Origin of the sequence: Micromonospora sp. CPCC 205554 (genome assembly GCF_036902745.1) — a bacterium.
GTDB lineage: Bacteria > Actinomycetota > Actinomycetes > Mycobacteriales > Micromonosporaceae > Micromonospora > Micromonospora tulbaghiae.
Genome location: NZ_JBAKHP010000011.1, coordinates 154088 through 176560 on the forward strand (window position 1 = coordinate 154088; position 22473 = coordinate 176560).

Below are 22473 nucleotides of genomic sequence, written 5' to 3' on the forward strand. Positions count from 1 at the left end.
GCGGACACGTTACGGCCGCTCCACCCGTACCGGGTCGCCGCGGACCAGCTCGTCGTGGACCCACCAGCGGGCGTCGACACCCGCGCGGCGGGCCGCCTCGTCGTCGGCGGCGATCCGCTGCCGCAGCAGCTCGACCGCGATACGGCGGTTGAGGTGCAGGTGCCGTTCGGTGTCGACCACCACGGTCCGGCCCGACGGCCGGTGCGTGGCCCGGACGGCGGTGCTGGCCTTGTTGCGGTGCTGGCCGCCCGGCCCGCCGGTGCGGCACGGCACGAACTCGACGTCGGTCTCGTGGAACGGCGTGACCGCCACGTCGGTCCGGCACGTCCGCGCGGCGACGTACCAGTTCTTCCGTCCGTGGCCCGTCCGGTACGGGCTGGGCGCCTGCCAGCAGAGCGTGCCGGTCCACCCGGCCGCGAAGCCCTCCGCCCCGGCGCCGGTGATCCGGACCAGCACCGACCGGTAGGTGCCCGCCCGGTCGCCGGGCACCGCCTCGACCCGGTCGGTACGCAGGCCACGCCGGGCCGCCTCGCCCTCCAGGCGGGACAGCAGCCGGGCCAGCGCCCACGCGCACTCGGCCGGTCCGCGCCCGGCGGACAGCAGCAGCTCGGTCACCGCCGGCCCCTCCGCCGCTCGTCGCGACGACCCACGTCCGGCGTCTTGTAGGTGACCAGCGGAACCGTCGTGGTGACCGGGGTGGCGAGGTCGTGCGCCACCAGGTCGCCGACGACCTGCTCGATGCGCTTGTACGCGGTGGGCGCCTCCTCGAACAGCAGCTGCCGGTCGCCGCACACCACGATCGAGCCGACCGGCGTACGCCGCAGCTCCTCGACGGTGTGCTTGGCCCGGCCCCGGCGCAGCGCGTCGGCGCGGGACATCTTGCGCCCGGCGCCGTGCGCCACCGAGTAGCCGGCCTCCGGCCCGGCGTGCGCTGCCACCAGGTAGGATGGCGTGCCACGGGTGCCGGCGATCAGCACGTCCCGGCCGTCGCCCGGCGCCGCGCCCTTGCGGTGCAGGTAGCGCCCGTCGCGGATCTCGACCAGGTTGTGGCACTGGTCGACGACCGGTTCGGTGGGTTCGGCGCCGAGCGCGTACGCGACCCGCGCGGCCAGCAGCCGCCGGTTGAGCGAACCCCACCGCACCGCCGCGTCGTGCCGGGCCAGGTAGGCGTCCGGGTCGGGCGCGGGACCGGCGCCGTGCGCCTCGGTGTGCTCGCGCAGGATCCGTTCGCCCAGCCCGCGCGACCCGGAGTGCACCACGAGCACCAGGTCGCCGGCGTCCAGCCCGAGCCGCGCGGCGTGCTCCGCCGCGAGGACCGGCCCGACGCGGGCCAGCTCGACGAAGTGGTTGCCGCGCCCGACCGTCCCGAGCCCGTCGAGGTGACCGGCCGGGATCTCGCCGTCCAGCACCGACCACGCCGGGTCGTCGGCGTCCGGGTCGAGCGCCCGGTCCAGGTCGGGGAACCGGGCCGCGAGCCGTTCGGGTACGACCCGGCGCAGCGCGATCGGGAAGACCGCGATGCCGCAGCCGATGTCGGAGCCGACCAGGAACGGGTAGAGCACCGTCGAGGACATCGCGGCGCCGATCGGTGCGCCCTTGCCGGGGTGCAGGTCCGGCATGGCGGCGACGTGCGTCATGCCGTCCAGGGCGGCGACCTGGCGGCACTGGTCGAGCGCGGCGGACTCGATCCAGCTGCCGGGGGAGGAGAAGACGGAGACGGTGGCGGGCACGACGGCCCGCCCGGAGGGGTACGCGGACACAGACGCTCGTTTCTGGGGAAGAACGCGGAGAACGGCGGACGGCAGGCGGCGAGGAGGGCCTGCGGGCTGGGGTGCGATCCGTCAGAACGTCATGCCGCTCAGCCTCCCGGAGGCGGCCCCGGGGCGGCAACCGACTTTCGGCCCGCGGGGCGTGCGCGTCGACATCGGGTCACCCGGTCCATAGACTCCGGTCGTTCTGGTACCACGAGTCCAGGGAGGACCACCGTGTCGAGCGAGACCCGAACGCACGCCGCCTTACCCCTGCTGGCCCGCCTCGCCGGGGTCAGCGTGGCCGCCGCGACGATCGTCGCCGCCGCAGGTGTCGCCGCGACCGCGGCACCCGCCGCCGATCCCGCGCCGACCAAGGGGCCGTGCGCGTACACGCCCACGCCGGACGAGCCGGCCGCCCGTCCGGTGCCGCTGCCGCCGGATCCGCGCCGGACGCCGGACCGGGGCACGGTGCGGGTCACGCTGCGCACCAACCAGGGGCCGATCGGGCTGACGCTGGACCGCGAGCAGGCGCCGTGCACCGTGCAGAGCTTCCTGCACCTGGTCCGGAAGCGCTTCTACGACCGGACGCCCTGCCACCGGCTCACCGCGTACCCGACGCTGACGGTCCTCCAGTGCGGCGACCCGTCCGGCACCGGCGAGGGCGGCCCGGGCTACCGCTACCGCGACGAGCTGCCCACCGACCTGCCGCCCGCGCCGACCGACCCGACCGGCGTGCGCCGCCTGTACGCGCGCGGCACGCTGGCCATGGCCAACGCCGGCCCGGACACCAACGGCAGCCAGTTCTTCCTGGTCCAGGCCGACTCGGCGCTGCGCCCGAACTACACGGTCTTCGGCCAGGTCGACGCGGCCGGGCTGGCCACACTGGACCGGATCTCGGCCGGCGGCATCGCGCCCACCCCCGAGGATCCGGCCCCGGTCGACGGCGCCCCGGCGGTGCCGGTGGAGATCTGCCGCGCCAAGCAGGGACGCTGACGCGACGGCCCGGCGGGACGGCCGTCCGGGCCGCCCGCCGGGCCCGCGCCGCCGCCGGTAGCCTGCGGCGATGACGCATGAGCGGGAGATCACCGAGCCGGTCGACCTGTGCCGGCCGGACGGGCGGCTGAACCCGGACGCGGTCGGCTGGAGCCGCCGGCCGCTGCACCGGGCGAACCTGCGCGGCTGGGGCCGGGCCAAGCGGTGGGAGCACTGGGGCGTGGTCACGCCGACGCACATCCTCGGTCTGGTCGCGTCGTCGCTCGACTACGCCGGAGTGCAGAGCCTCTACCTGCTCGACCGGCGTACCGGCCGGGAGACCACGGCGGAGGCGGTGGTGCCGTTCGCCCGGGGCACCGTGCTGCCGCCGGTCAGCGGCGCCGGTCCGGCCCGCGCCCGGGGCGGGAAGCTGACCGTCGCGGTGGACCAGGGCCCGGACGGCAGTACGCTGCGGGCCTCCGCGCCCGGCGTCGAGGTGGACCTGACCGTGCCGCTGCCGCCGGGGCACGAGTCGCTCGGCGTGGTGGTGCCGTGGAGCACCCGCAGGTTCCAGTACACGGTCAAGGACATCGGCCGGCCGGTGCACGGCACCCTCACCGTGGACGGCACGGCGTACCCGGTGGGGGAGGGTTCGTACGCGGCGCTCGACCACGGCCGGGGCAAGTGGCGGTACGCGGTGCGGTGGAACTGGGCGGCCGGCAGCGGACCGGGCCGGGCGATCCAGCTCGGCGGCAGGTGGACCGACGGCACCGGCTCGACCGAGAACGCGGTGTTCGTCGACGGACGGCTGCACAAGATCGGCGCGGACCTGACCTGGGAGTACGACCGCGCCGACTGGCTGCGGCCGTGGCGGATCACCGGCGACCGGGTGGACGTGACGTTCCACCCGTTCCACGAGCGGGTGGCGCGTACCAACCTGCTCGTGCTGGCCGGGGAGACGCACCAGTGCTTCGGGCACTTCACCGGCTGGGCGGCGACCGACGACGGTGAGCGCGTGGACCTGGACGGCCTGGTCGGCTGGGCCGAGGAGGCCCGCAACCGCTGGTGAGGCCGGTCCCCGCCGAGCCGGGCGGCCCGGCGGGGGAGCCGCGGTCAGGCCGGCAGCCGCCAGACCTGGTTGGCGCCGCCGAAGCAGTCCCAGATCTGCAACCGGGTGCCGTTTGCGGAGCTGTTGCCGGTGGCGTCCAGGCACCGGCCCGACGCCGGGTTGCGCAGGGTGCCGTTGCTCTGCGCCTGCCAGACCTGAGCGCCGGTGCCGTTGCAGTCCCAGAGCTGGATCTTGGTGCCGTTCGCGGTGCCGGCGCTCGTCACGTCCAGGCACTTGCCCAACGCCCGCAGCGTGCCGTCGCCGCCGACGGTCCAGCTCTGCGCGGTGGTGCCGTTGCAGCCGTAGAGCTGGATCGCGGTGCCGTTGGCGGTGCTCGCGGCCGCCACGTCCACGCAGGCGCCGCCGATGCCGGTGATCGGCCCGGTACGCCCGGACGGCGGCGGGTTGCCACCGCCGGTGACGGTGTCGTAGATCGCGCTGACCAGCGAGGTCGAACCGGTGGTGTCCTGCGACAGCTCCCAGTTCATCATCCCGCCGGCGTTCGCCATGGCCCACTGCGTCTTGCGCTTGACGGTCGGTACGCCGTTGTAGCACTGCTGCGCGCCGCCGACCGTGGTGCAGTCCCGGTTGGCGTTCGCCGGGTCCATGCCGACCAGCGCCGAGTAGGTGTAGTAGCCGGGCCGGCTGTAGAAGGGCACGCCGAGCACCGCCTTGGCGGCGGGCAGGCCGCGCGACTTCCACCTGTTGACGCTGGCGATCGACCAGTCGTAGTTGGCGTGCGGGCTGCCGCCGTCGTACGCCATGATGTTCAGCCAGTCCACCGAGCCGAAGACGGCTGTGGGCACCCCGTCGACGTGGTAGCCCTCGGAGACCACGGCGGCGGTGAGCAGTTTGCCCCGGCTGTGCAGGGCGCTGCCGAGCTGCTGCATGAGCAGCGTGTAGTTGTTCGCCGAGGCGCCCGGGTCGGGGTACTCCCAGTCCATGTCGTCGCCGTCGAGGTTGTACTGGTTGACGAAGGCGATCAGGTTGTTGACGAACGCGCTGCGCGAGCCGGAGTTGGCGGCGAGCGCCTCGAACGCGGAGTCGTCGCCGTCGTTCCAGCCGCCCACGGCGATGGAGACCTTGACGTTGTTGGCGTGCCCGAGCGACACGAGCGAGGAGAGCTTCGCCGGGTTCTCCACCGGGCGCAGGCTGCCGTCGCCGTTGGGGAGCACGAACGCGTAGTTGATGTGGGTGAGCTTGCCGTACTGGACGGTGTTGACGTTGCCGCTCCAGGACGGCATGTAGCCGACGCTCTTGAAGTTGTTCGGCAGCGCCGCGGCCTCGGCGGCGGCCGGGGCGAGGGTGAGCGTCGCGGCGGTGGTGGTGGCCAGTGCGAGCGCACCGGCGGCCAGGCGCCTCCGGAGGTGAGGTCTGGGCATCGAGGGCCTTCCCGGAGGGCGGGGGCGGATGGGGGTCTTCCTCGAGGTGGCCCAAATATTAAAGAGTATTAACTAAGGCGTCAACGACATACTTCGATACGTGACCCGGCGTTCGCCCTCGGTCAGCGCAGCAGCACCGGCCCGGCGCCGATCGGCACCCGGAACAGCGCGTACGGCTTGCGCCGCAGATCCCGTCCGCCCTGGTAGGTCGCCTGCCGATGCAGCTGGTTCGCGGTGACGTAGAGGTGGCCGTCGACGGCGACCGACATGGTGTCCGGCCAGAGCAGGCGCGGATCGTGCGCCACTGTCTCGAACTCGCCGTCCGGGCGGCGTCGCAGCACCGCGTCGTGCTCGTACGCGGTCAGGTAGAGCGCTCCGGAGTCGTCGGTCTCCAGACCGTCGGAGCCGGTGCCCTTGTCGCCCTCGTCCACCACCGTGGCGGCGACCTGGTCGTCGCCGAGCGACCGGTCGGCGAGCGCGTCGGTGGCCACGCTGTACCAGCGGCGTGAGGCGAGCGGGCAGTAGTACAGCCGGGTGCCGTCGGCGGAGATCGCGATGCCGTCCGAGCCCATCGACACCGGCTTCGCCGGCCCGTCGGCCGGGCGTTGCAGGAACGGCCGCCCCTCCACCACCGGCCGGAACGCCGACAGCGGTTCGGCCTTGGTGGACGGGTGCTCGTGCAGCCGGCGCCAGGACTCCCCGGTGGCGAGGTCCACCACGACGAGGCCGTTCGGACCGGAGTCGGAGGAGTCGGTGATGTAGGCCAGGCCCGCCTCGCCGCGGCGCAGGTCGAACCGGACGTCGTTGAGGTACGTCGTGGGCAGCGCCACGTCGGCCGGGAAGGTGATCACCTGTCCGACGGAGTCGGTGTCCAGGTCGACGCGGACCAGCTTCGGCCCGCCCGGCTTCGTGGGCTGGAACATCGGGCTGCCGGTGTCGAGCACCCAGAGACGGTCGGCCGGGTCGACCACGATGCTCTGCACCGAGACGAACGCGCCCGCGTCGTCGTCGCCCGACGGATCGTTCCAGTCCCGGTCGGGGAACGGCACCTCGCGGCCGTCGCGCAGCTCCACGACGGTCGCGGGCACCTCGTCGCCCCACTTCGGGAAGTTGACGAAGATCCGGCCGGTGTGCGACACGCTCACCCCGGTCGGCATCGCCCCGGTGAAGGTGTGCACCAGTTCCAGCTCGCCGACCGGTTCGTCGGCCACAGGCCCGTTCATCCACTGCTCGTTCCCGGGCGCGAGCGCGGCAAACGTGGGCGTGGGGCGGTCCCGGATCCGGGACCGCCCCACGCACTTCGACGAGATCAGGCGACCGAGGCCGGGAACCTCTCCCAGACCCGGTGCACCGCCATCAGCCGCTGCACCTCGGTGAGCACCTCGGCCCCGGAGCCGCCGGTGACCACGCCGGGCGTACCGGTGACACCGGCCTGGTGCAGCACCTCGGCGCCCGCGCCCCAGGCGCCGATCACCTTGGCGTGCCGCCACGCCTCCTCGACCAGCAGCAGCACCCGCGGGTCGACGGTGGGGGAGCCCGGCGCGCCGGCCTTGGCGTCGCGGGCCGGCAGCGCGTCCGGCGCCGGGGCCGGCGCGCCCGCCAGCAGCACCGCGTCGAACTCGACCGAGCGGCCGGTGGCGAACGTGCGCTGCACCGGAAGCCCGTCGACGGTGCCGCCGTGCGCGGCGATCAGCAGCGGCACCATGCCGGCGGCGAACACCGCCCGGCGCACCTCGTGCACGTCGCCCAGGTCGCCCTGGGCGTCGACCACGATGCCGACCATCCGGCCGTCGGCCGGCCACTCCCGGCCGACCTGGGACAGCGCCGGGCTGGGCTGCACCTCCGCCAGCGGCACGGTGGGCTGCGGCACAGGCAGGCCCAGGCCGATCGCCACCTGCTCGCACAGCACCGGGTCGACGTTGGCCAGGCACTGGAGCTGCCGCTCCTTGATCGCCTGGTGGTAGCACTTGCCCAGCTCGAACGTGTACGCCCGGATGATGTGCTCCTTCTCCACCGGCGACATGCTCTGCCAGAACAGGCGTACCTGGCTGTAGTGGTCGTCGAAGGAGGCCGGCGCGGCGCGCACCTTCGGCGCCTCGGCCACCGTCACCGGGGTGTCCACGAACGCGTGCTCCCGGTCGCCGGCCGGGAACGGGTTGCCGCCGTCGAGCGAGTTCGGCCGGTACGGCGCCACGCCCGCGTGCACCGCGTGCTGGTGGAAGCCGTCGCGCAGCATGTCGTTGACGTCGGCGTGCGGCCGGTTGATCGGGATCTGGGTGAAGTTCGGCCCCCCGAGGCGGGTGAGCTGCGTGTCCACGTACGAGAAGAGGCGGCCCTGCAACAGCGGGTCGTTGGTCACGTCGATGCCCGGCGGCAGGTGCCCGACGTGGAACGCCACCTGCTCGGTCTCGGCGAAGAAGTTGCGCGGCGTCTTGTTCAGGGTGAGCTTGCCGATCGGCTGCACCGGCGCCAGCTCCTCCGGCACGATCTTCGTCGGGTCGAGCAGGTCGATCCCGGCGAACGTCTCCTCCGGCGTGTCCGGGAAGACCTGGATGCCCAGCTCCCACTCCGGGTACGCGCCGGCCTCGATCGCGTCGTACAGGTCGCGGCGGTGGTAGTCCGGGTCGATGCCGCCGATGAGCTGCGCCTCCTCCCAGGTCAGGGAGTGCACGCCCAGCTTCGGCTTCCAGTGGAACTTGACCAGCACCGTCGCGCCGGCCTCGTCGACCATGCGGAACGTGTGCACGCCGAAGCCCTCCATGGTCCGGTAGGACCGCGGGATGCCCCGGTCGGACATGTTCCAGATGGTGTGGTGCTGCGCCTCGGTGTGCAGGGAGACGAAGTCCCAGAACGTGTCGTGCGCGCTCTGCGCCTGCGGGATCTCCCGGTCCGGGTGCGGCTTGCCGGCGTGGATGACGTCGGGGAACTTGATCGCGTCCTGGATGAAGAAGACCGGGATGTTGTTGGCGACCAGGTCGAACGTGCCCTCGTCGGTGTAGAACTTGGTGGCGAAGCCGCGGGTGTCGCGGACCGTGTCGGCCGACCCGCGCGAGCCCAGCACCGTGGAGAAGCGGACGAAGAGCGGCGTCTCGCGTCCCTTCTTCAGGAACCCGGCCCGGGTCACCTCCTCGGCGGTGCCGTACGCGACGAACGTGCCGTGCGCGCCCGCGCCCCGGGCGTGCACCACCCGCTCCGGGATCCGCTCGTGGTCGAAGTGGGTGATCTTCTCCCGTAGGTGGTGGTCCTGGAGCAGGACCGGGCCGCGCGGACCGGCCTTCAGCGAGTGGTCGGTGTCGCGCAGCCGGGCCCCGTTGGCCGTGGTGAGGTACGCGCCCTGCTGCCCCTTGGCGATCTTCGGCACGCCGGTCTCGGCGCCGGTCGGGGTCCGGGTGTCCGGCGCGCCCTGCTCGTCCTTGGGCGGCAGCGGCCCGTGCGGGGTGGTCGGCTCCTCCAGTGGTGGTGGCGCGCTGCCGGGTGCGCCCGGCACGTCCGGAGTCAGCGCGTCGCCGACCTTCTCGACGGCGGCTTCGACGACACCCTTGACGATCTGGGTGGGCTTGCTGGATTCCATCAGGACCTGTCCTCCTACAGCTAAATGTCCAGGCCCCTTCGGCCCTACCCCAGGTCGGGGCGGGCAAACCGGAACAATCGCGGTATCCCTGGTCAGGATCGGTGCGGCACGGCCACGGCGGTGAGCAGCAGCCCGCCGGCGACCAGCCAGCGGCCGTCCAGGACGTCCAGCGGCGGGCCGCCGTCGGTGCGGGTGCCGTCGACGAGGATCCGGGCGGCGAACCGGCCGGACCGGTCGAACGTCAGCTCCGCGTCCTCGAACCCGAGCCAGCGCCCGGTCAGCGGGTACCACGCCTTGTAGACCGACTCCTTGGCGCTGAACAGCAGCCGGTCCCAGTGCGTCGCCGGGTCGGCGGCACGCAGCGCGGCCAGCCGCTCCGGCTCGCCTGCGGTGAGGACCACCCCGGCCACGCCGTCGGGCAGCGGCTCGTGCGCCTCCGCGTCGATGCCCAGCCCGGCCAGCGCCCCGGCCGGTGCCACCGCCGCCGCCCGGTAGCCGGTGCAGTGCGTGATGCTGCCCACCACGCCGGCCGGCCAGACCGGCTCCCGCCGGGAACCCGGACGAATCGGCGCCGGGGCGTACCCGAGTCGGGCCAGCGCCTCCCGCGCGCAGCGGCGGGCCGTGACGAACTCCTGGCGGCGCGCGGCGACCGCGCGCGCGACCAGGTCCTCCTCGCCCGGGTACGGCGCCTCGTCCGGCACGTCGGCGAACGCCTCGACGGCCAGCGCCCCGGCCGGCAGCAGCGTCCCGATCATCCGAGGATCCGCTTCATCGGCGCCGGCTCACCGCCGCGGCGCCGCCACTCGCGCGGGTAACCCAGCGACACCTCCTCGAACCGCACCCCGTCGTAGTGGGTGGTGCGCGGGATGTGCAGGTGGCCGTAGACGGCGACGGCGGCACGGTGGCGCACGTGCCAGTCGGCCGTCTGGTCGGTGCCGCACCACTGCGCGAACTCCGGGAACCAGAGCACCTCGGTCGGCTGACGCACCAGCGGCCAGTGGGTGGCCAGCACTGTGGGCAGCGCCGGGTCGGTGGCCTCCAGTCGCCGCCGCGTCTCGGCCAGCCGGGCCGCGCACCAGGACTCCCGGTCCGGGTACGGGTCGGGGTGCAGCAGCATCTCGTCGGTGCACACCACGCCGGCGTCGTACGCCGCGCGCAGCGACTCCTCCTTGTTCGTCGTGCCGGGGGCGCGGAACGAGTAGTCGTAGAGCAGGAACAGCGGCGCCACGGTGACCGGCCCGCCCGCGCCCCGCCACACCGGATAGTCGTCCTCCGGGGTGAGCACGCCCAGCTCACGGCACATCGCCACCAGCGCGTCGTAGCGGGCCACCCCGCGCAACGTCACCGGGTCGTTCGGGTGGGTCCACAGCTCGTGGTTGCCCGGCGCCCACACCACGGTCGCGAACCGGTCGCGCAGCAGCCGCAGCGTCCGTTCCACGTCGGCGAAGACCTCGCCGACGTCGCCGGCCACGATCAGCCAGTCGTCCGCCGTCTGCGGCCGCAGGCCGTCCACCACCGCGCGGTTCTCCGCGTACGACACGTGGAGGTCACTGACCGCGTACAGCGCACCCGTCACCCGGCCGATCCTGCCAGCGGCGGTCGCCGATGACCAGGCGCGGACCGGTGGGGGTCCGGCGCCGGTCAGCCGACCCTCGCGGTCACCTCGTCCAGGGCGCGCAGCACCTCCCGGGTCACGCCCGGCTCGGCCGCGGAGTGCCCGGCGTCCGGCACGATCCGCAGCGCCGCCTCCGGCCACCGGCGGGCCAGGTCGTACGCGGACAGGGGCGGGCAGCACAGGTCGTAGCGGCCGTTGACGATCACGGCGGGCAGGTGCCGGATCCGGTCCACGCCGTCGAGCAACTGGCCGTCGGTGAGGAAGCCGCCGTGCACCGCGTAGTGCGACAGGATCCGGGCCACGGGCAGCGCCTGGTCGTCGGCGGTGAAGTGGGCGAGCAGCTCCGGGTCGGGCCGCAGCGACGAATTGACCGCCTCCCACCGCCCCCAGGCCCGCGCGTACTCCCGGGCCCGCGCCTCGTCCGGGCCGTGCAGCCGTCTGTGGTACGCGCCCAGTACGTCGTCGCGCTCGTCCGGCGGGACCGGCGCGACGAACCGTTCCCACTCCTCGGGCTGGAGGTGGCGCAGCCCGCCCTGGTAGAACCAGTCGCGCTCACTGCGCCGCAGCAGCAGCACGCCGCGCAGGACCAGGCCGGTCACCCGCTCCGGGTGCGTCTGGGCGTACGCCAGGCCGAGCGTGGTGCCCCACGAGCCGCCGAACACCAGCCAGGAGCCGATGCCCAGCCGCTGCCGGATCGTCTCCAGGTCGGCGACCAGGTGCCAGGTGGTGTTGGCGCGCACCTCGCCGTGCGGGGTGCTGCGCCCGGCGCCGCGCTGGTCGAACAGCACGGCCCGGTGGCGGGCGGGGTCGAAGAACCGGCGGGCCACCGGCACCAGCCCGCCGCCGGGCCCGCCGTGCAGGAACACCACCGGCACGCCGTCCGGCCGGCCGACCTCCTCGACGTACAGGACGTGGCCGTCGCCGACCGGGACGCGGTGGGTGGCGTACGGCTCGACGGGCGGGTGCAGGCCGGTCATGCCCGGTCATTCTGCCCGCCGAAGGGCCTCCCGGTGGTCCCGGTCAGCAGGCGACGTTGCCGCCGAGGTTGTCCAGCAGCGCGTCGGCGACCCAGCCGGAGACACCCGTGGTGACGTCCCGCAGGTACGTCCACGTGTAGGTGGTGTGGCCGTTCGCGCTGACCCGGTCGCCGCTGGCGAAGCAGTGGAAGTCGACCGTGTGACTGAGCTGCCCGTAGCCCAGGGAGGCGCAGGTGGTGTGCGGGCCGGTGCGGATGTTGACGTTCGTGGCGTTGAACAGCTGACCGAACTTGCTGTCCACGTTGGAGTGCGAGTGGCTGCACCCGGCGCTGGCCGGTCCGGCCGTACCGGCCACCACGGCGCCCGCCGAGGCGACGGTCAGGACGACGGCGGCACCGATCGAGGAAATCTTCCGCATACCCGTCAACCCCCGAATGAAGATCGAGATGCACCAGCAGATCGATCCAAATATTTGCATATAGCAAGGTCGATGGGCAAGATGCGGCGCCGCCGGCCCGGCCCGGACCGGCGGCGACTGACGCTCAGGCGGTGGCCGGTACGCCGTTGTCGGTACCCGTGGTCTCCGCCTCGGGCACCCCGCGCGGGGCCGGCGTGCGGACCGCGAACGCGTCGAAGCTCGGCCCGTCCAGCCGCTCGACGAACGGCTCCACCGCGGGCGGCTCCGACCGGTCCGGCTCGATCGCGTCCGGCTCGGCCCGTGCGTCCACGGCCCGGGGCGTCACCTCGGCCGGGACGGTGATCGGAGGGCGCGCCCCCACCTGCGGGTACTCGGCGGTCTCCCCGCCGCCCGCCGCGGCCGCCATGACCGCCGCCGCGGCCAGGTCGGCGACCCGCTTGGCCTCCCGCTGCACCCGGGCCCGGGTCTCCTTGGCGTGCTGCTCGGCCAGGTCCGCCGCGCGCCGCGCCTCGTCGAGCCGCTTGCTCTCCGTGGCCAGGTCCCGGCGTACGCCGACCAGCCGCTCCTCCAGCTCCGCGCCGGTCCGCTCGATGGTGGCGATCTCCCGGCGGGTGTCCTCCAGCTGCCGGCCGGCCGTCTCCAGTTCCGCCTTGAGCTGGGTCAGCGTCTCCTGCCGCTGCTGGATCTCCCGCTGCACGCCGGCGAGCTGCTCCTGGTGCGCCGCCGTCTCCTCGTCGGCCCGCTCCCGGACCTCGGTGGCGTACTGCTGCGCCTCGGCGACCAGCGCGGCGATGTCCTTCTCGGCGGCGGCGGCCCGGTCGGCCAGCTCCTGCTCGGCGGCGGCCCGCCGCTCGTCCAGTTCCTTGGCCATCGTGGCCTGCCACTGGGCCAGCTCCTGCTGGGCCTTGCTGCGGTTGGCCTGGACCTCCTGCTGGATCTGCGTCCGCGCGGCCTTCACCAGCGCCTCGGACGCCGAGCGCGCCTGCTCGACCTGCTGCGCGCTCTGCTCGGTGATCCGCTTCGCCTCCTGCTGGGCCCGGTCGTGCGCGGCCTGGCCCTCGACGCGAAGCTTCTCGGCCAGCTCCCGCACGGCGGTCAGCTCCGCCTGCGCGGCGGCCCGCCGCTCCTCGTCCACCCGCTCCTGCTCGGCCCGGCGGGCGGACAGCTCCTCGTCCAGCTCACGCCGCTCCCGCGCGGCCTGCTCCTGCGCCGCCGCGAGCAGCTTCTCCGCCTGCCCCTGGACGTCCTCCGCGCGCCGGGTGGCCACGTCGGTGATCTGGCCGGCCTGCTTCTCGGCCAGGTCCAGGATCTGGTCGACCATCGGGCCGAGGTCGCGGAAGGACGCCCGGTCCACCGCCGTCGGACGGTCGCGCAGCTCCACCGCCTCGGCCTGCGCCCGCTGCACCTGCGCGGTCAGGTCGCGCACCTGCGCGTACGCCCGGTCCCGCGCGGCGGTCAGCGCGCTCACCTCGGCGTCGACCTGCTCGACGTACCGGTCCACCTGACGTTTGTCGTAGCCGCGCAACGCGGGATCGAACCGCGGACGCGCGGACAGGTCGTCGTGGGATGCGAACGGCTCGGCACCGTTGGACATGCGCCATCCTCCGTCGGTTCGCCAGCGCCAGGCCGGCGGATGACCGCCCCGCAGGGCACGATGAGGCGCTACGGTACCGCGTCCGCGCGCGGGGCTCGCCCCGCCCCGCCCCCTGCCCGCCGACCGGCGGCGCGGTCAGACCGGGAAGTGCGGGTTCCCCGCCGTCAGGCGGATGGTGAAGCCGCCCGCGTCCCGGTGGTACGTCACGTGGTCGCAACTCTGGTGGCTGATCCACAGGCCCAGCCCGCCGTCGGAACCGTCGCCCGCCGGCAGCAGCCCGGCGTACGGATCCTTGGGGCCGCTGCCCCGATCGTGGACGGTCACCACCATCCGGTCCGGCGCGCGCCACAACCGCAGGCACACCGGCGGCTCACCGTGGCGCAGCGCGTTGCTCACCACCTCGCTGACGGCGATGACCAGGCCGTCGAGGCCGTCCGGCGTGAGCAGACCACGGTCGGCGGCGCGCACCTCGGCGCGGGCGCGGGCCGGCGTCGGGTCGACCAGCTCGACCAGCGGCACGGTCCGCTGCACCGGGTCCGCTGGCGCCGGCCGGAACTCGGTCAGGTAGCTCGTCGGCTCGGTGTAGAGATCCGCCGCCTCGTGCCCGCCGTCCGGCCGCGCCACCAGCGGATGGGTACGCGCCACGTCGGCGAGCACGTGCGCGGGCGTGCCCCGGCGGTCGTAGGCGCAGATGCCCCAGAGCGGGAAGTCGTCGTAGGCGTGGTTGATCGCCGACTCGTAGCGCGCCCACCAGTCCCAGGTCGCGCCGAGCAGCACCGGAGGCAGTTCGCCGACCACCCGGATCTGCGCCGCCCCCGCCGCCACGTACGAGGCGAGCAGCTCCCGGTAGGAGCGCAGCGCGACGCTGGGCCGGGCGTAGAGGTCGCCGACCGGCAGGAACGTGACCTCCGCGCCCGGCGGCAGCGCCCGGCGCACCAGCTCGGCGTTGCGCTCGTCGAGGTTCACCGCCGTCGGCTCGCCGGCCGCGATCCCGTCCAGCAGGAACGGCAGCGCCACCGCCAGCAACTCCTCGTCGGAGTCGTAGACGAACGCCTCGTGGAAGTAGCCCACGTGACCGGAGGCCGCGCCGCTCCTCATCGGACGACCTCCACCCGTACCTCCGACAGACCGAGCAGGTCGACCAGCCGGGCCGGGGCGTGGCTCGGCGTGCGCAGCACCGCGACGGCGTCGTGCCGGCGGGCGTGGTCCCGCAGGTGCAGCAGGCTGCGGTGGTCGACGAACCGCAGCTCGGCGGCGTCGAACACGACCCGGCCCGCCACCGGCCGCGGGTCGGCCCGTTCCAGCGCGGCGGCGAAGTCCCGGTGATTGGACGGGTCCAGCTCGCCGGCCAGCGCCACCACCGAGTCGCCTCCGCCGGCGTGCAGCCGGAACAGCACGCCCGCGTTGGTCTCCGGGTGCAGGCAGGCCAGCTCGGCGATCGCCGCGTCGTCCAGTTGCCGGCGGTCGTAGGCGCAGACCGCCGACATCGGCCGGTGCCGCATCCAGTGGTCGATCCGGTGCTCGTAACGGGCGAACGCGTCCCGCTGGGCCGGGGTGCGGACCAGGCTCGTCGCCTCGGCCACCACCCGCAGGCCGGTGTGCCCGGCGGTCAGCGCCTCGGTGGTGGCCCGCACGTACGCCCGGACCTGCCGTTCCGGGTCGACGACCTCGTCGTGCCGGTACGCCTCGCCGACGGGAACAAGCCGCAGCGCGTCCCGCCGGCGCGCGGCGCCGACCCCCGGGACCGAGGCCAGCCAGCCGGTGATCGTGGCGCGATCCTCCGGACAGACCACCCACACCTGCTCACCGGCGGACAGACCGGCCCTTACCTGCTCGACGGCCAGCGCGCGCAGCGCGGCCGGGTCGTCGTAGGCGAGGCAGCCATGGGTGTAGCCCGGGTGCGACATGATCCCGCTGGTCACCGGCTCCGCCTCATGGCCACAGTCTATGCCGGGCCCACCTGGAGATCGCGCCAGGCCGTGGCCTCGGGCGGCGGGTCGCCCAGCTCGAACTCGGCCCAGTTGTTCCAGTACGCGATCGCGTCCACGTCGTTCTGCTGGCGCAGCCAGGTGACGTGCTCGCGGATGGTCCGCGCCCGGCCCGCGCCGGTGGTGTCCGCGGCGGTACGGCTCAGCCCGTACTCCGGCACCAGCAGCCGGATGCCCGGGTACGCGGCGCGCACCTTGCCGAAGGCCACGCCGAACATCCGGGAGGCGGGCCAGTACGCGGCGGTGTCCCGGGAGTAGCAGTCCACGCCGTAGTGGGTCATGCCCGGGTAACCCCAGTCGGCCGGGTTGCCGCGTCCCTCGTCGAGCCAGTAGCGGGTCACGATCGGACCGTGCCCCAGCACCCACCGCCGGTTGCGGTGCGCCGCCAGGATCTGCGTCACCCGGCTCGCCGTCGCCCGGTACGTCGCCGGGGCCACGTCGCCCATCGGCTCGTGGTACCAGGTCAGGTAGATCGGGCGGTTCACGCCGTCGAGCCAGCCGGCCAGCTGCTCGACGTCGTCCTTCCAGCTGACGTGCATGACGGCCGCGGGCGCGTCGGCGAACTTGCCGGCGTTGAGCGCGGGCAGCTCCGGCAGCGTGTCCGCGTCGGGCCCGTCGGTGCCGAAGTCGCGCATGTAGCGGATGCCCGGGTAGTCGGCCACCGCGCGCTGCGTCCGGGCGCCCTTCTCGGCGCTCATCCCGACCAGCAGCGGCACGGTCAGCGTGGTGGTGCCCGTGCCGGTGCGGCCGGCGCCGTCACGCGCCGTCGCGGTCAGCGTCACCGTGCCCCGGCCGGCCAGCACGGTGACTGTGAAGCGGCCCGGTTCGGCGCCGCTCGGTGTGACTGTCACCCCCGGCGAGGCGCTGGCGAGCTGAACGGTCAGCGGGACGCTCAGGTCGACCCGGACCGGGCTGTCCCAGGTGACGCCGGTGGGGTCGGTGACCCGGCCGGTGAGCGTCAGCAACCGCGAGTCGGGGTGGAAGGCGTCGACCCGTACGGTGGTCGACTGCCCGGGCAGCAGGACGGTCTGGTCGGCGGTGACGGAACGGACGACGGGTGCGGCCATGAGGCTCTCCTTCGACGTGCTCGGCTGCCGCTCCGGCCGCACGTCTTCGGGTGGCCAGAATGGCTCTGACCTGCGCTTTTACCAGCTTGCTTCGGTTCGGCCCCGATCGTCAGGGCAGCCGCAGATGGCGCGAAACCCGGTCGCCGCCGCGCTGTCGCGCCCGCATCCTGGAGCGATGCCGATCACCGTGCGGGACCTGCGCGTACCGGACTGGCCGCAGCTGTGGCCGATGCTGCGGGACATGGGCGTGAGCGGCGACCCGCCGGAGGCCCACCGGCTCCGGTTCGCCGCGCTGCTGGCCGATCCCCGCTGGGCGCTGCTCGGCGCCACCGACGCGGGCGGGCTGATCGGGTACGCCGCCGCCCAGGACCACGGCCCGCACCTGCGTTCCGGCGACGCGCACCGCACCGTACGCCTGCACGACCTGTACGTCCGGGCGGACCGTCGCCGGGACGGGGTGGGCCGTTCGTTGTTCACCGCGGTCCGCCACTGGGCCGGCGGGCGGGCCCGGCACCTGGAGTGGCAGGCCCACCACGAGCGGGCGGCGCCGTTCTACGAGCGGCTCGGCCACCGGGGTGACCCGTGCCCGCAGCCGGACCACCCGACCTTCCTGGTCGACCTGGCCGCGGGATGACCGGGTGTCAGGGCAGGGGGTGGGAGATGTCGCGGGCGTGGTCGGCCACCGCCGCGCCGACCACCGTCGCGGTCAGCGGCAGCACCTCCAGGCACCGGCGCACCGCCGCGCCCATCAGCGGGTTCGGCACCCGCATGGACAGCGTGCAGTGCGGCACCCAGCGGCCCGGCCGGTAGTGCTCCACCACCTCGACGCCGGCCCGTGCCAGCCGCTCGTGCACCGCGGCGTGGTGCGCCAGCAGTTCGGGTGTCGGCGCCGGCCCGAGCCAGAGCACCCGTCCGAGGAACTGCCCGGCGTGCTGGAACTCCAGCCGCAGCGGCGCGGCCACCACGGTTCCGGCGAGCGCCTCGGCGACGCGGTGCGGGTCCAGACGCGGCGCGACCGCCAGCGAGACGTGCGGGCGGTGCCGCTGCGCCAGCAGGGACCGCATGCTTGGCACCCCGTCGGACTCCAGCAGGTCCCACAGCACCCGGAGCCGCCGGGTGGCGTCGGTGTCCAGATACAGCTCCAGCGCCGCGACTACGCGATCACCCTAGAGGCGGTGCCCGCGCCGAGGTTTGCCGGGCGCGCTGGGCGGTACTGCCCGAGGGAACGGCAGGAGACGGCAGGGGAGTGAGGGACGCGTGGACGCGACGGACGTGCTGACCGAGGCGTACGGGCGGTTGCCCGATCTGGTCGCCGCGGCGCTCGACGGGCTCGACGCGGCCCAGCTGCGGCAGGCGCCGGCCGACGGGGCGAACCCGGTGGGCTGGCTGGTCTGGCACCTGACCCGGATCCAGGACGACCACGTCGCCGACGTGATGGGGGAGCCGCAGCTCTGGGCCACCGGCGAGTGGGCGGAGCGGTGCGGCCTGCGGCCCGACCCCGCCGACACCGGCTTCGGGCACGGCCCGGAGCAGATCGCCGCGGTACGCCCGGAGGACGGCGGCGTGCTGCTGGACTACCACCGGGCGGTGGTGGACCGGAGCCTCGCGTACCTGCGCGGGCTGCGCGCGGCCGACCTGGACCGGGTGGTGGACGAGAACTGGGATCCGCCGGTCACGCTCGGGGTGCGGCTGGTGAGCGTGCTCGACGACGACTTCCAGCACGTCGGCCAGGCCGCGTACGTGCGCGGGCTCATCCTGCGCTGAGCGCCGCACCGGCCCGCCGCAGCGCGGCGTGCCCGAGCAGGTGACATGCCTGCGCCTCGGGCGAGGTGCCGGGGCGCTCGAAGTCCGGTGCCCCGCTGACGCCGGTCACCCGGCCGTACGCGTCGACGCGCCGGGCGGCGGCGGCCAGCAGGTCCGCTCCCACGTCGTACCAGGGCCGGGACAGCCAGCCGCCGGCCACGCCGGTGAGGGCCGCGTACCCGAGCAACTGGGCGGTGTTGGCCTCGCGGAACGCGTCCGGCTCGTCCAGCACGTCGGGGAAGAGCCCGTCCGCGCCCCGGTACGCGAGACAGGCGGTCAGCACCTCCTCGACGTGCCCGGCCAGCTCGGCGCGGACGTCGCCCGGCCAGTCCGGCGCGAGCCGCAGCGCGCGGGCGATCCCGGCGACCACCCAGCCGTTGCCGGTGCCCCAGGGACCGGGCCGGTCCGGTTCGCCCCGGTCCTCGTCCCAGCGGGCGGCGTACAGGCCGGTGCGCGTGTCGTACAGCCGCCTCCGGTGCCCCGCGACCTGCGCGGCGGCCGCCTCGGTCCGGCCGGTCAGCGCCAGCAGTGGCACCACCATGTAGACCGTGTCCGCCCACACCTGGCGGCCGTCGAGCAGGTGGAACAGCGTGCCGTCGGACGCCCTCGGCGCCCGGAGGGCCAGCCAGTCGAGCTGGGCGTCCAGCGCCACCGCGTACCGCCGGTCGCCGGTGCGGTGCGCGGCGTGCGCGACCACCTCGCCGCACGCGGCGCCGTTCACCGCGCCCACCGAGCCGGCCGGCTCCCCGAGCCGTCCGTCCGGCCGCTGCCGGGTCACCGCGGCGTCGGCGACCAGCACGGCGGCCTCGTCCAGGCCCAGGTCCAGCAGCGCCTGACCGAGGATCCCCTGCTCCCAGGACTCGCGCTGCATGGTCAGCAGCGCGAGCAGCACCCGGTCGGCGGTGGCGTCCCCGGTCGTCGGCACGGCTCAGGGATACCCGCCGGGCCGCCGCGACTCACCCGGACCGGGTGAGTTCGCCTCACCCGCCCGGCGGGGACGCTGCGGGACGAGCGGCGCCGGCCGCGACCACCGACGAGGAGGGCCCGATGAGCGTCTCGGCCGTGGAACACCTGACCCGGGGGACCGCCGGCCGGCACCCGGACCTGCCCGAGACCACCTCCGGCACCATCCGACTGGATCTGCGCGACGGCGGCTGCACCGAGCACTGGTACCTGACCATCGACCGGCAGGACGTCCGGGTGGACCGCCTGGCCGATGATGCGGACCTGATCGTCGGCGCCAACTGGGAGGTGTTCGACCGGATCGCGGCGGGGCGCCTGCACCCGGCCGCCGCGCTGCTGCGCAACGATCTCGCCGCGCGCGGCGAACTGAAGCTGCTGATGACGCTGCGCCGCATCTTCCCCGGCCCGCCGGACGCCCGGGATCCCCGCGAGGTGGCCTGCGAGCGGACGGCGGCCCGATGAGGCAGGAACTTGTCCACGTCCTCGCCGGTAACGCGTTCGCGTTGAGCGACGCGCAGGGCGACATGGAACGCGACCCGTCCGCCCCGATCGGCCTGTTCTCCTTCGACACCCGGTTCCTGTCCCACTGGGTGCTCACCGTCGACGGCGAACGGCTGCACGCGCTGTCCCGCGACGACCTGACCTACTTCGAGACCCGCTTCGTGCTGGTGCCCGGCGCCGCCAGCCACTACGTGGACGCCGACGTCTCGGTGATCCGGCACCGTTCGATCGACGAGGCGTACCACGAGAGCCTCACGGTGCTGAACCACTCGTCCGAACCCGCCCAGTACACGGTGCGGGTGGAGATGGCTGCCGACTTCGCCGACACCTCCGAGATCCTGCGGCCCGGCCCGCGGCGCCCGACGGTCGTTCCGGAGCCGGAGCAGCAGCGGCTGCGGATCCGGTACGAGCGCGGACGGTTCGTCCGGGAGACGTGCGTCTCCAGCACCGTCCCGGCCGAGGTGGACCCGCGGGGGATGACCTTCCGGATCCGCGTCGAACCGCAGGGCAAGTGGCACGTCGACCTGCACGTCGCCATGATCATCCAGGGTGCCGGAGGGCGGGATCTGCGGGCCGGCATCGAGTCGCACCGCCGGCACGTCCGGCAGGACATGCGCGACGAGCTCGAGCGGTGGCTCGAGCGGGCGCCGCACCTGTTCGCCGACCGGCCCGCGCCGGCCGCCGTGTACCGGCAGGCGCTGACCGACCTGGCCGCCCTGCGCTACATGCCGCTGGCCTACACCGACCGGGTGCCGGTCGGCGGGATGCCGTGGGCGATGACGCTGTACGGGCGGGACGCGCTGACCACCTGCCTCCAGACGCTTGCGTTCACGCCCGAGCTGACCCCGGGCACGCTGCGCATGCTGGCGATGCTGCAGGGCGGCCGGCTCGACGACCGGCGCGAGGAGGAGCCCGGCAAGATCGTCGCCGAGCTGCGGTACGGCGAGGCGGCCGCGTTCGACGAGCAGCCGACGGCGCTCTACTACGGCGCGGCCGACACCACGCCGCTGTTCGTGATCCTGCTCGACGAGTACGAACGCTGGACCGGCGACGCCGACCTGATCCACGAGTTGCGGCACCCGGCCCGGATGGCGCTGGACTGGCTGACCCGGTACGGCGACCTGTGCGGCGACGGCTACCTGCGCTACCGGCCGCGCAACACCGACAGCGGGGTCGTCAACCAGACCTGGCGCAACTCCCCGGAGGCCGTCGTCGACAGGTACGGGGTGGAGCCGCCGTTCCCGCGCGCCACGTGCGAGCTCCAGGGGTACGCGTACGACGCGCGGATCCGGGGCGCCCGCCTGGCCCGGGAGTTCTGGGGCGACCCGGGTTACGCCCAGCGCCTGGAGGCCGACGCGGCGCGGCTGCGGGAACGGTTCGACAGTGACTTCTGGCTGCCGCAACGGGGCTACTACGCGCTGGCGCTCACCCCGGACGGCGAGCCGGTCGACGCGCTCACCTCGCACCTGGGGCACCTGCTGTGGAGCGGCATCGTGGAGCCGGAGCGGGCCGGCGCGCTGGCCGGGCACCTGCGCGGGCCGGACCTGTTCTCCGGCTGGGGGGTGCGCACCTACGCGCAGGGGCAGCGGCCGTACAACCCGGTCGGCGCGCACCTCGGCGCGGTCTGGCCGTCGGACAACGCGATCGTCGCGGCGGGCCTGCGGCGGTACGGCTTCGACGAGGAGGCGGCCGACATCGCCGCCGGCGTGTTCGCGATGGCGGAGACGCTCGGCGGCTCGGTCCCGGAGGTGATCGCCGGCTACCCGCGCGCGTTGACCAAGTACCCGGTCCAGTTGCCGGAGGCCGGGCGACCGCAGTCGTGGGCCTCGGGTGGGCTGCTGATGCTGCTGTCGACCATGCTGGGGCTGCGCCCGTGCGGGGAGAACCTGCTGGTGAACCCGGCGATCCCGACCGGGTTCGGACGGATCGAGCTGCTCGACGTGCCGGGCCGGTGGGGACGGGCCGACTCGTACGGCCGGGAACGCGGCGCGGGCCGGCGGATGCGCGCGGGCCGGCCGGCCCGCCGGGCCGCCTGACCGGCCCGCCGCTCAGCCCGCGCCGGTGGTCTCCCGCTCGGCCGTCGGGGTCGGCCCGGCCGCGGCCGGCGGCCCCGCCGATCCGGTGCGCCCGGCCCGCGCGAGCAGCCGGTCCACGCCCACGAACAGCAGGCCCAGCAGCCAGAACACCGCGGCGAAGCCGACCGCGCTGACCGTCACCCCGTCGTAGCCGAGTTCGCCCGCGTCGATGAACGGGTACGGGTAGCTGCCCACGACCAGGCCGCGTACCAGGGCGAAACAGAGGTAGCCGACCGGGAACGCCAGCCACCAGGCGGCGTACCGGGGGCGCAGCCGGCCGCGCCTGTCGAACAGCGCCCAGTCGGCGAGCGCCAGCAGCGGCACCACCGTGTGCAGGAACTGGTTGCCCCACCACTCACCCGGTTGCCGGTCGGGCTGGACCATGGCGAACGGGCTGGCCGGGTTGGCCAGCACCAGGTGGTAGACCGTGCCGGTGATGGTGATGTAGAGGGTCACCGCGCCCTTGAGGACGCTCGGCGGCTCCGGCCGGTCACGCAGCGCGCACCAGGCGCCGTACCCGGCGAGGACGCCGACCGCCACGTTGCTCTGGATGGTGAAGTACGGCAGCAGGCCGGTCACGGTGGCCGGGCCGAGCGCGGTGAGCACGATGCCGGCCAGCACGGCGAGCACCACGGCGAGGCGGAGGAGGATCGCCGGTAGGCGACGCCGGGGGGTCACCGGGGCAAGT

22 protein-coding genes are annotated in these 22473 nt (G+C 74.3%); 6 read left to right on the forward strand and 16 right to left on the reverse strand.

The genetic code is table 11. The features are described 5' to 3' along the window. Positions 1–9: 9 nt before the first annotated feature. Positions 10–615, reverse strand: coding sequence for a peptide chain release factor H (prfH, locus tag V6U82_RS17320; protein WP_334462397.1), 606 nt, complete (start codon positions 613–615; stop codon positions 10–12). Beyond that, entirely contained in the window at positions 612–1760 is a 1149-nt protein-coding gene (locus V6U82_RS17325; protein ID WP_334462399.1) for an RNA ligase RtcB family protein, read from the reverse strand. The genes prfH and V6U82_RS17325 overlap by 4 nt, the downstream gene beginning before the upstream one ends. Before the next feature lie 225 nt (positions 1761–1985). Here V6U82_RS17325 and V6U82_RS17330 point away from each other — a divergent pair, with 225 nt between their 5' ends. Both V6U82_RS17330 and V6U82_RS17335 read left to right on the forward strand, forming a co-directional pair. Beyond that, entirely contained in the window at positions 1986–2744 is a 759-nt protein-coding gene (locus tag V6U82_RS17330) for a peptidylprolyl isomerase (RefSeq protein WP_013474698.1), read from the forward strand. A 70-nt stretch (positions 2745–2814) separates the two neighbouring features. Next, complete coding sequence (locus tag V6U82_RS17335; RefSeq protein ID WP_334462402.1) at positions 2815–3792, forward strand: DUF2804 domain-containing protein; 978 nt, start codon at positions 2815–2817, stop codon at positions 3790–3792. A 44-nt stretch (positions 3793–3836) separates the two neighbouring features. Here V6U82_RS17335 and V6U82_RS17340 read toward each other — a convergent pair whose 3' ends face one another. The 11 genes from V6U82_RS17340 to V6U82_RS17390 all read right to left on the reverse strand — a co-directional run bounded on the left by V6U82_RS17340 (position 3837) and on the right by V6U82_RS17390 (position 16443). Then, positions 3837–5213 carry a glycosyl hydrolase family 18 protein gene (locus tag V6U82_RS17340; protein WP_334462404.1) on the reverse strand — a complete coding sequence of 459 codons (1377 nt, stop codon included), beginning with the start codon at positions 5211–5213 and terminating at the stop codon, positions 3837–3839. 122 nt (positions 5214–5335) lie between these two features. Further along, positions 5336–6436: an L-dopachrome tautomerase-related protein gene (locus V6U82_RS17345; RefSeq protein WP_128138843.1), complete on the reverse strand. Its 1101-nt coding sequence runs from the start codon at positions 6434–6436 to the stop codon at positions 5336–5338. A gap of 86 nt (positions 6437–6522) precedes the next feature. After that, positions 6523–8784, reverse strand: coding sequence for a catalase (locus V6U82_RS17350; protein WP_334462408.1), 2262 nt, complete (start codon positions 8782–8784; stop codon positions 6523–6525). 92 nt (positions 8785–8876) lie between these two features. Next, positions 8877–9539: a 4'-phosphopantetheinyl transferase family protein gene (locus V6U82_RS17355; RefSeq protein ID WP_334462410.1), complete on the reverse strand. Its 663-nt coding sequence runs from the start codon at positions 9537–9539 to the stop codon at positions 8877–8879. After that, positions 9536–10360, reverse strand: a complete 825-nt coding sequence (locus V6U82_RS17360; RefSeq protein ID WP_128138307.1) for a metallophosphoesterase family protein — start codon at positions 10358–10360, stop codon at positions 9536–9538. Before V6U82_RS17360 ends, V6U82_RS17355 begins: the two co-directional genes overlap by 4 nt. A gap of 65 nt (positions 10361–10425) precedes the next feature. Further along, a complete protein-coding gene (gene pip / locus V6U82_RS17365) occupies positions 10426–11376 on the reverse strand; it encodes a prolyl aminopeptidase (protein ID WP_128138308.1) in 951 nt (316 codons plus the stop codon). A 43-nt stretch (positions 11377–11419) separates the two neighbouring features. Next, positions 11420–11794, reverse strand: a complete 375-nt coding sequence (locus V6U82_RS17370) for a hypothetical protein (RefSeq protein ID WP_120570752.1) — start codon at positions 11792–11794, stop codon at positions 11420–11422. 124 nt (positions 11795–11918) lie between these two features. After that, complete coding sequence (locus tag V6U82_RS17375) at positions 11919–13388, reverse strand: hypothetical protein (protein ID WP_334462416.1); 1470 nt, start codon at positions 13386–13388, stop codon at positions 11919–11921. A gap of 135 nt (positions 13389–13523) precedes the next feature. Continuing rightward, a complete protein-coding gene (locus V6U82_RS17380) occupies positions 13524–14486 on the reverse strand; it encodes an anti-sigma factor RsbA family regulatory protein (RefSeq protein WP_128137727.1) in 963 nt (320 codons plus the stop codon). Then, the gene (locus tag V6U82_RS17385) at positions 14483–15310 is read right to left on the reverse strand and encodes an MEDS domain-containing protein (RefSeq protein ID WP_128137726.1); all 828 of its coding nucleotides are present in this window, start codon (positions 15308–15310) and stop codon (positions 14483–14485) included. Before V6U82_RS17385 ends, V6U82_RS17380 begins: the two co-directional genes overlap by 4 nt. A 23-nt stretch (positions 15311–15333) precedes the next feature. Next, positions 15334–16443 carry a hypothetical protein gene (locus V6U82_RS17390; protein WP_334462419.1) on the reverse strand — a complete coding sequence of 370 codons (1110 nt, stop codon included), beginning with the start codon at positions 16441–16443 and terminating at the stop codon, positions 15334–15336. 175 nt (positions 16444–16618) lie between these two features. Here V6U82_RS17390 and V6U82_RS17395 point away from each other — a divergent pair, with 175 nt between their 5' ends. After that, complete coding sequence (locus V6U82_RS17395; protein ID WP_334462420.1) at positions 16619–17077, forward strand: GNAT family N-acetyltransferase; 459 nt, start codon at positions 16619–16621, stop codon at positions 17075–17077. Between the two features lie 7 nt (positions 17078–17084). On the opposite strand, the gene V6U82_RS17400 is transcribed toward V6U82_RS17395, so the two are convergent. Continuing rightward, positions 17085–17507, reverse strand: a complete 423-nt coding sequence (locus tag V6U82_RS17400; protein ID WP_334462422.1) for a 2'-5' RNA ligase family protein — start codon at positions 17505–17507, stop codon at positions 17085–17087. A gap of 193 nt (positions 17508–17700) precedes the next feature. On the opposite strand from V6U82_RS17400, the gene V6U82_RS17405 reads away from it, so the two are divergent. After that, entirely contained in the window at positions 17701–18207 is a 507-nt protein-coding gene (locus V6U82_RS17405) for a mycothiol transferase (RefSeq protein ID WP_334462424.1), read from the forward strand. On the opposite strand, the gene V6U82_RS17410 is transcribed toward V6U82_RS17405, so the two are convergent. Then, on the reverse strand, positions 18194–19171 hold the full coding sequence (locus V6U82_RS17410; protein WP_334462427.1) for a glycoside hydrolase family 88 protein: 978 nt from the start codon (positions 19169–19171) through the stop codon (positions 18194–18196). The genes V6U82_RS17405 and V6U82_RS17410 overlap by 14 nt on opposite strands. Before the next feature lie 122 nt (positions 19172–19293). Between V6U82_RS17410 and V6U82_RS17415 the strand changes: the two genes are divergently transcribed. Then, complete coding sequence (locus V6U82_RS17415; protein WP_334462429.1) at positions 19294–19671, forward strand: SCP2 sterol-binding domain-containing protein; 378 nt, start codon at positions 19294–19296, stop codon at positions 19669–19671. Next, positions 19668–21746, forward strand: coding sequence for an amylo-alpha-1,6-glucosidase (locus V6U82_RS17420; RefSeq protein WP_334462431.1), 2079 nt, complete (start codon positions 19668–19670; stop codon positions 21744–21746). Before V6U82_RS17415 ends, V6U82_RS17420 begins: the two co-directional genes overlap by 4 nt. Positions 21747–21758: 12 nt before the next feature. Here the strand turns inward: V6U82_RS17420 and V6U82_RS17425 are convergent, their stop codons facing one another. Then, complete coding sequence (locus V6U82_RS17425) at positions 21759–22463, reverse strand: Pr6Pr family membrane protein (protein WP_334462433.1); 705 nt, start codon at positions 22461–22463, stop codon at positions 21759–21761. Between the last annotated feature and the right edge of the window lie 10 nt (positions 22464–22473).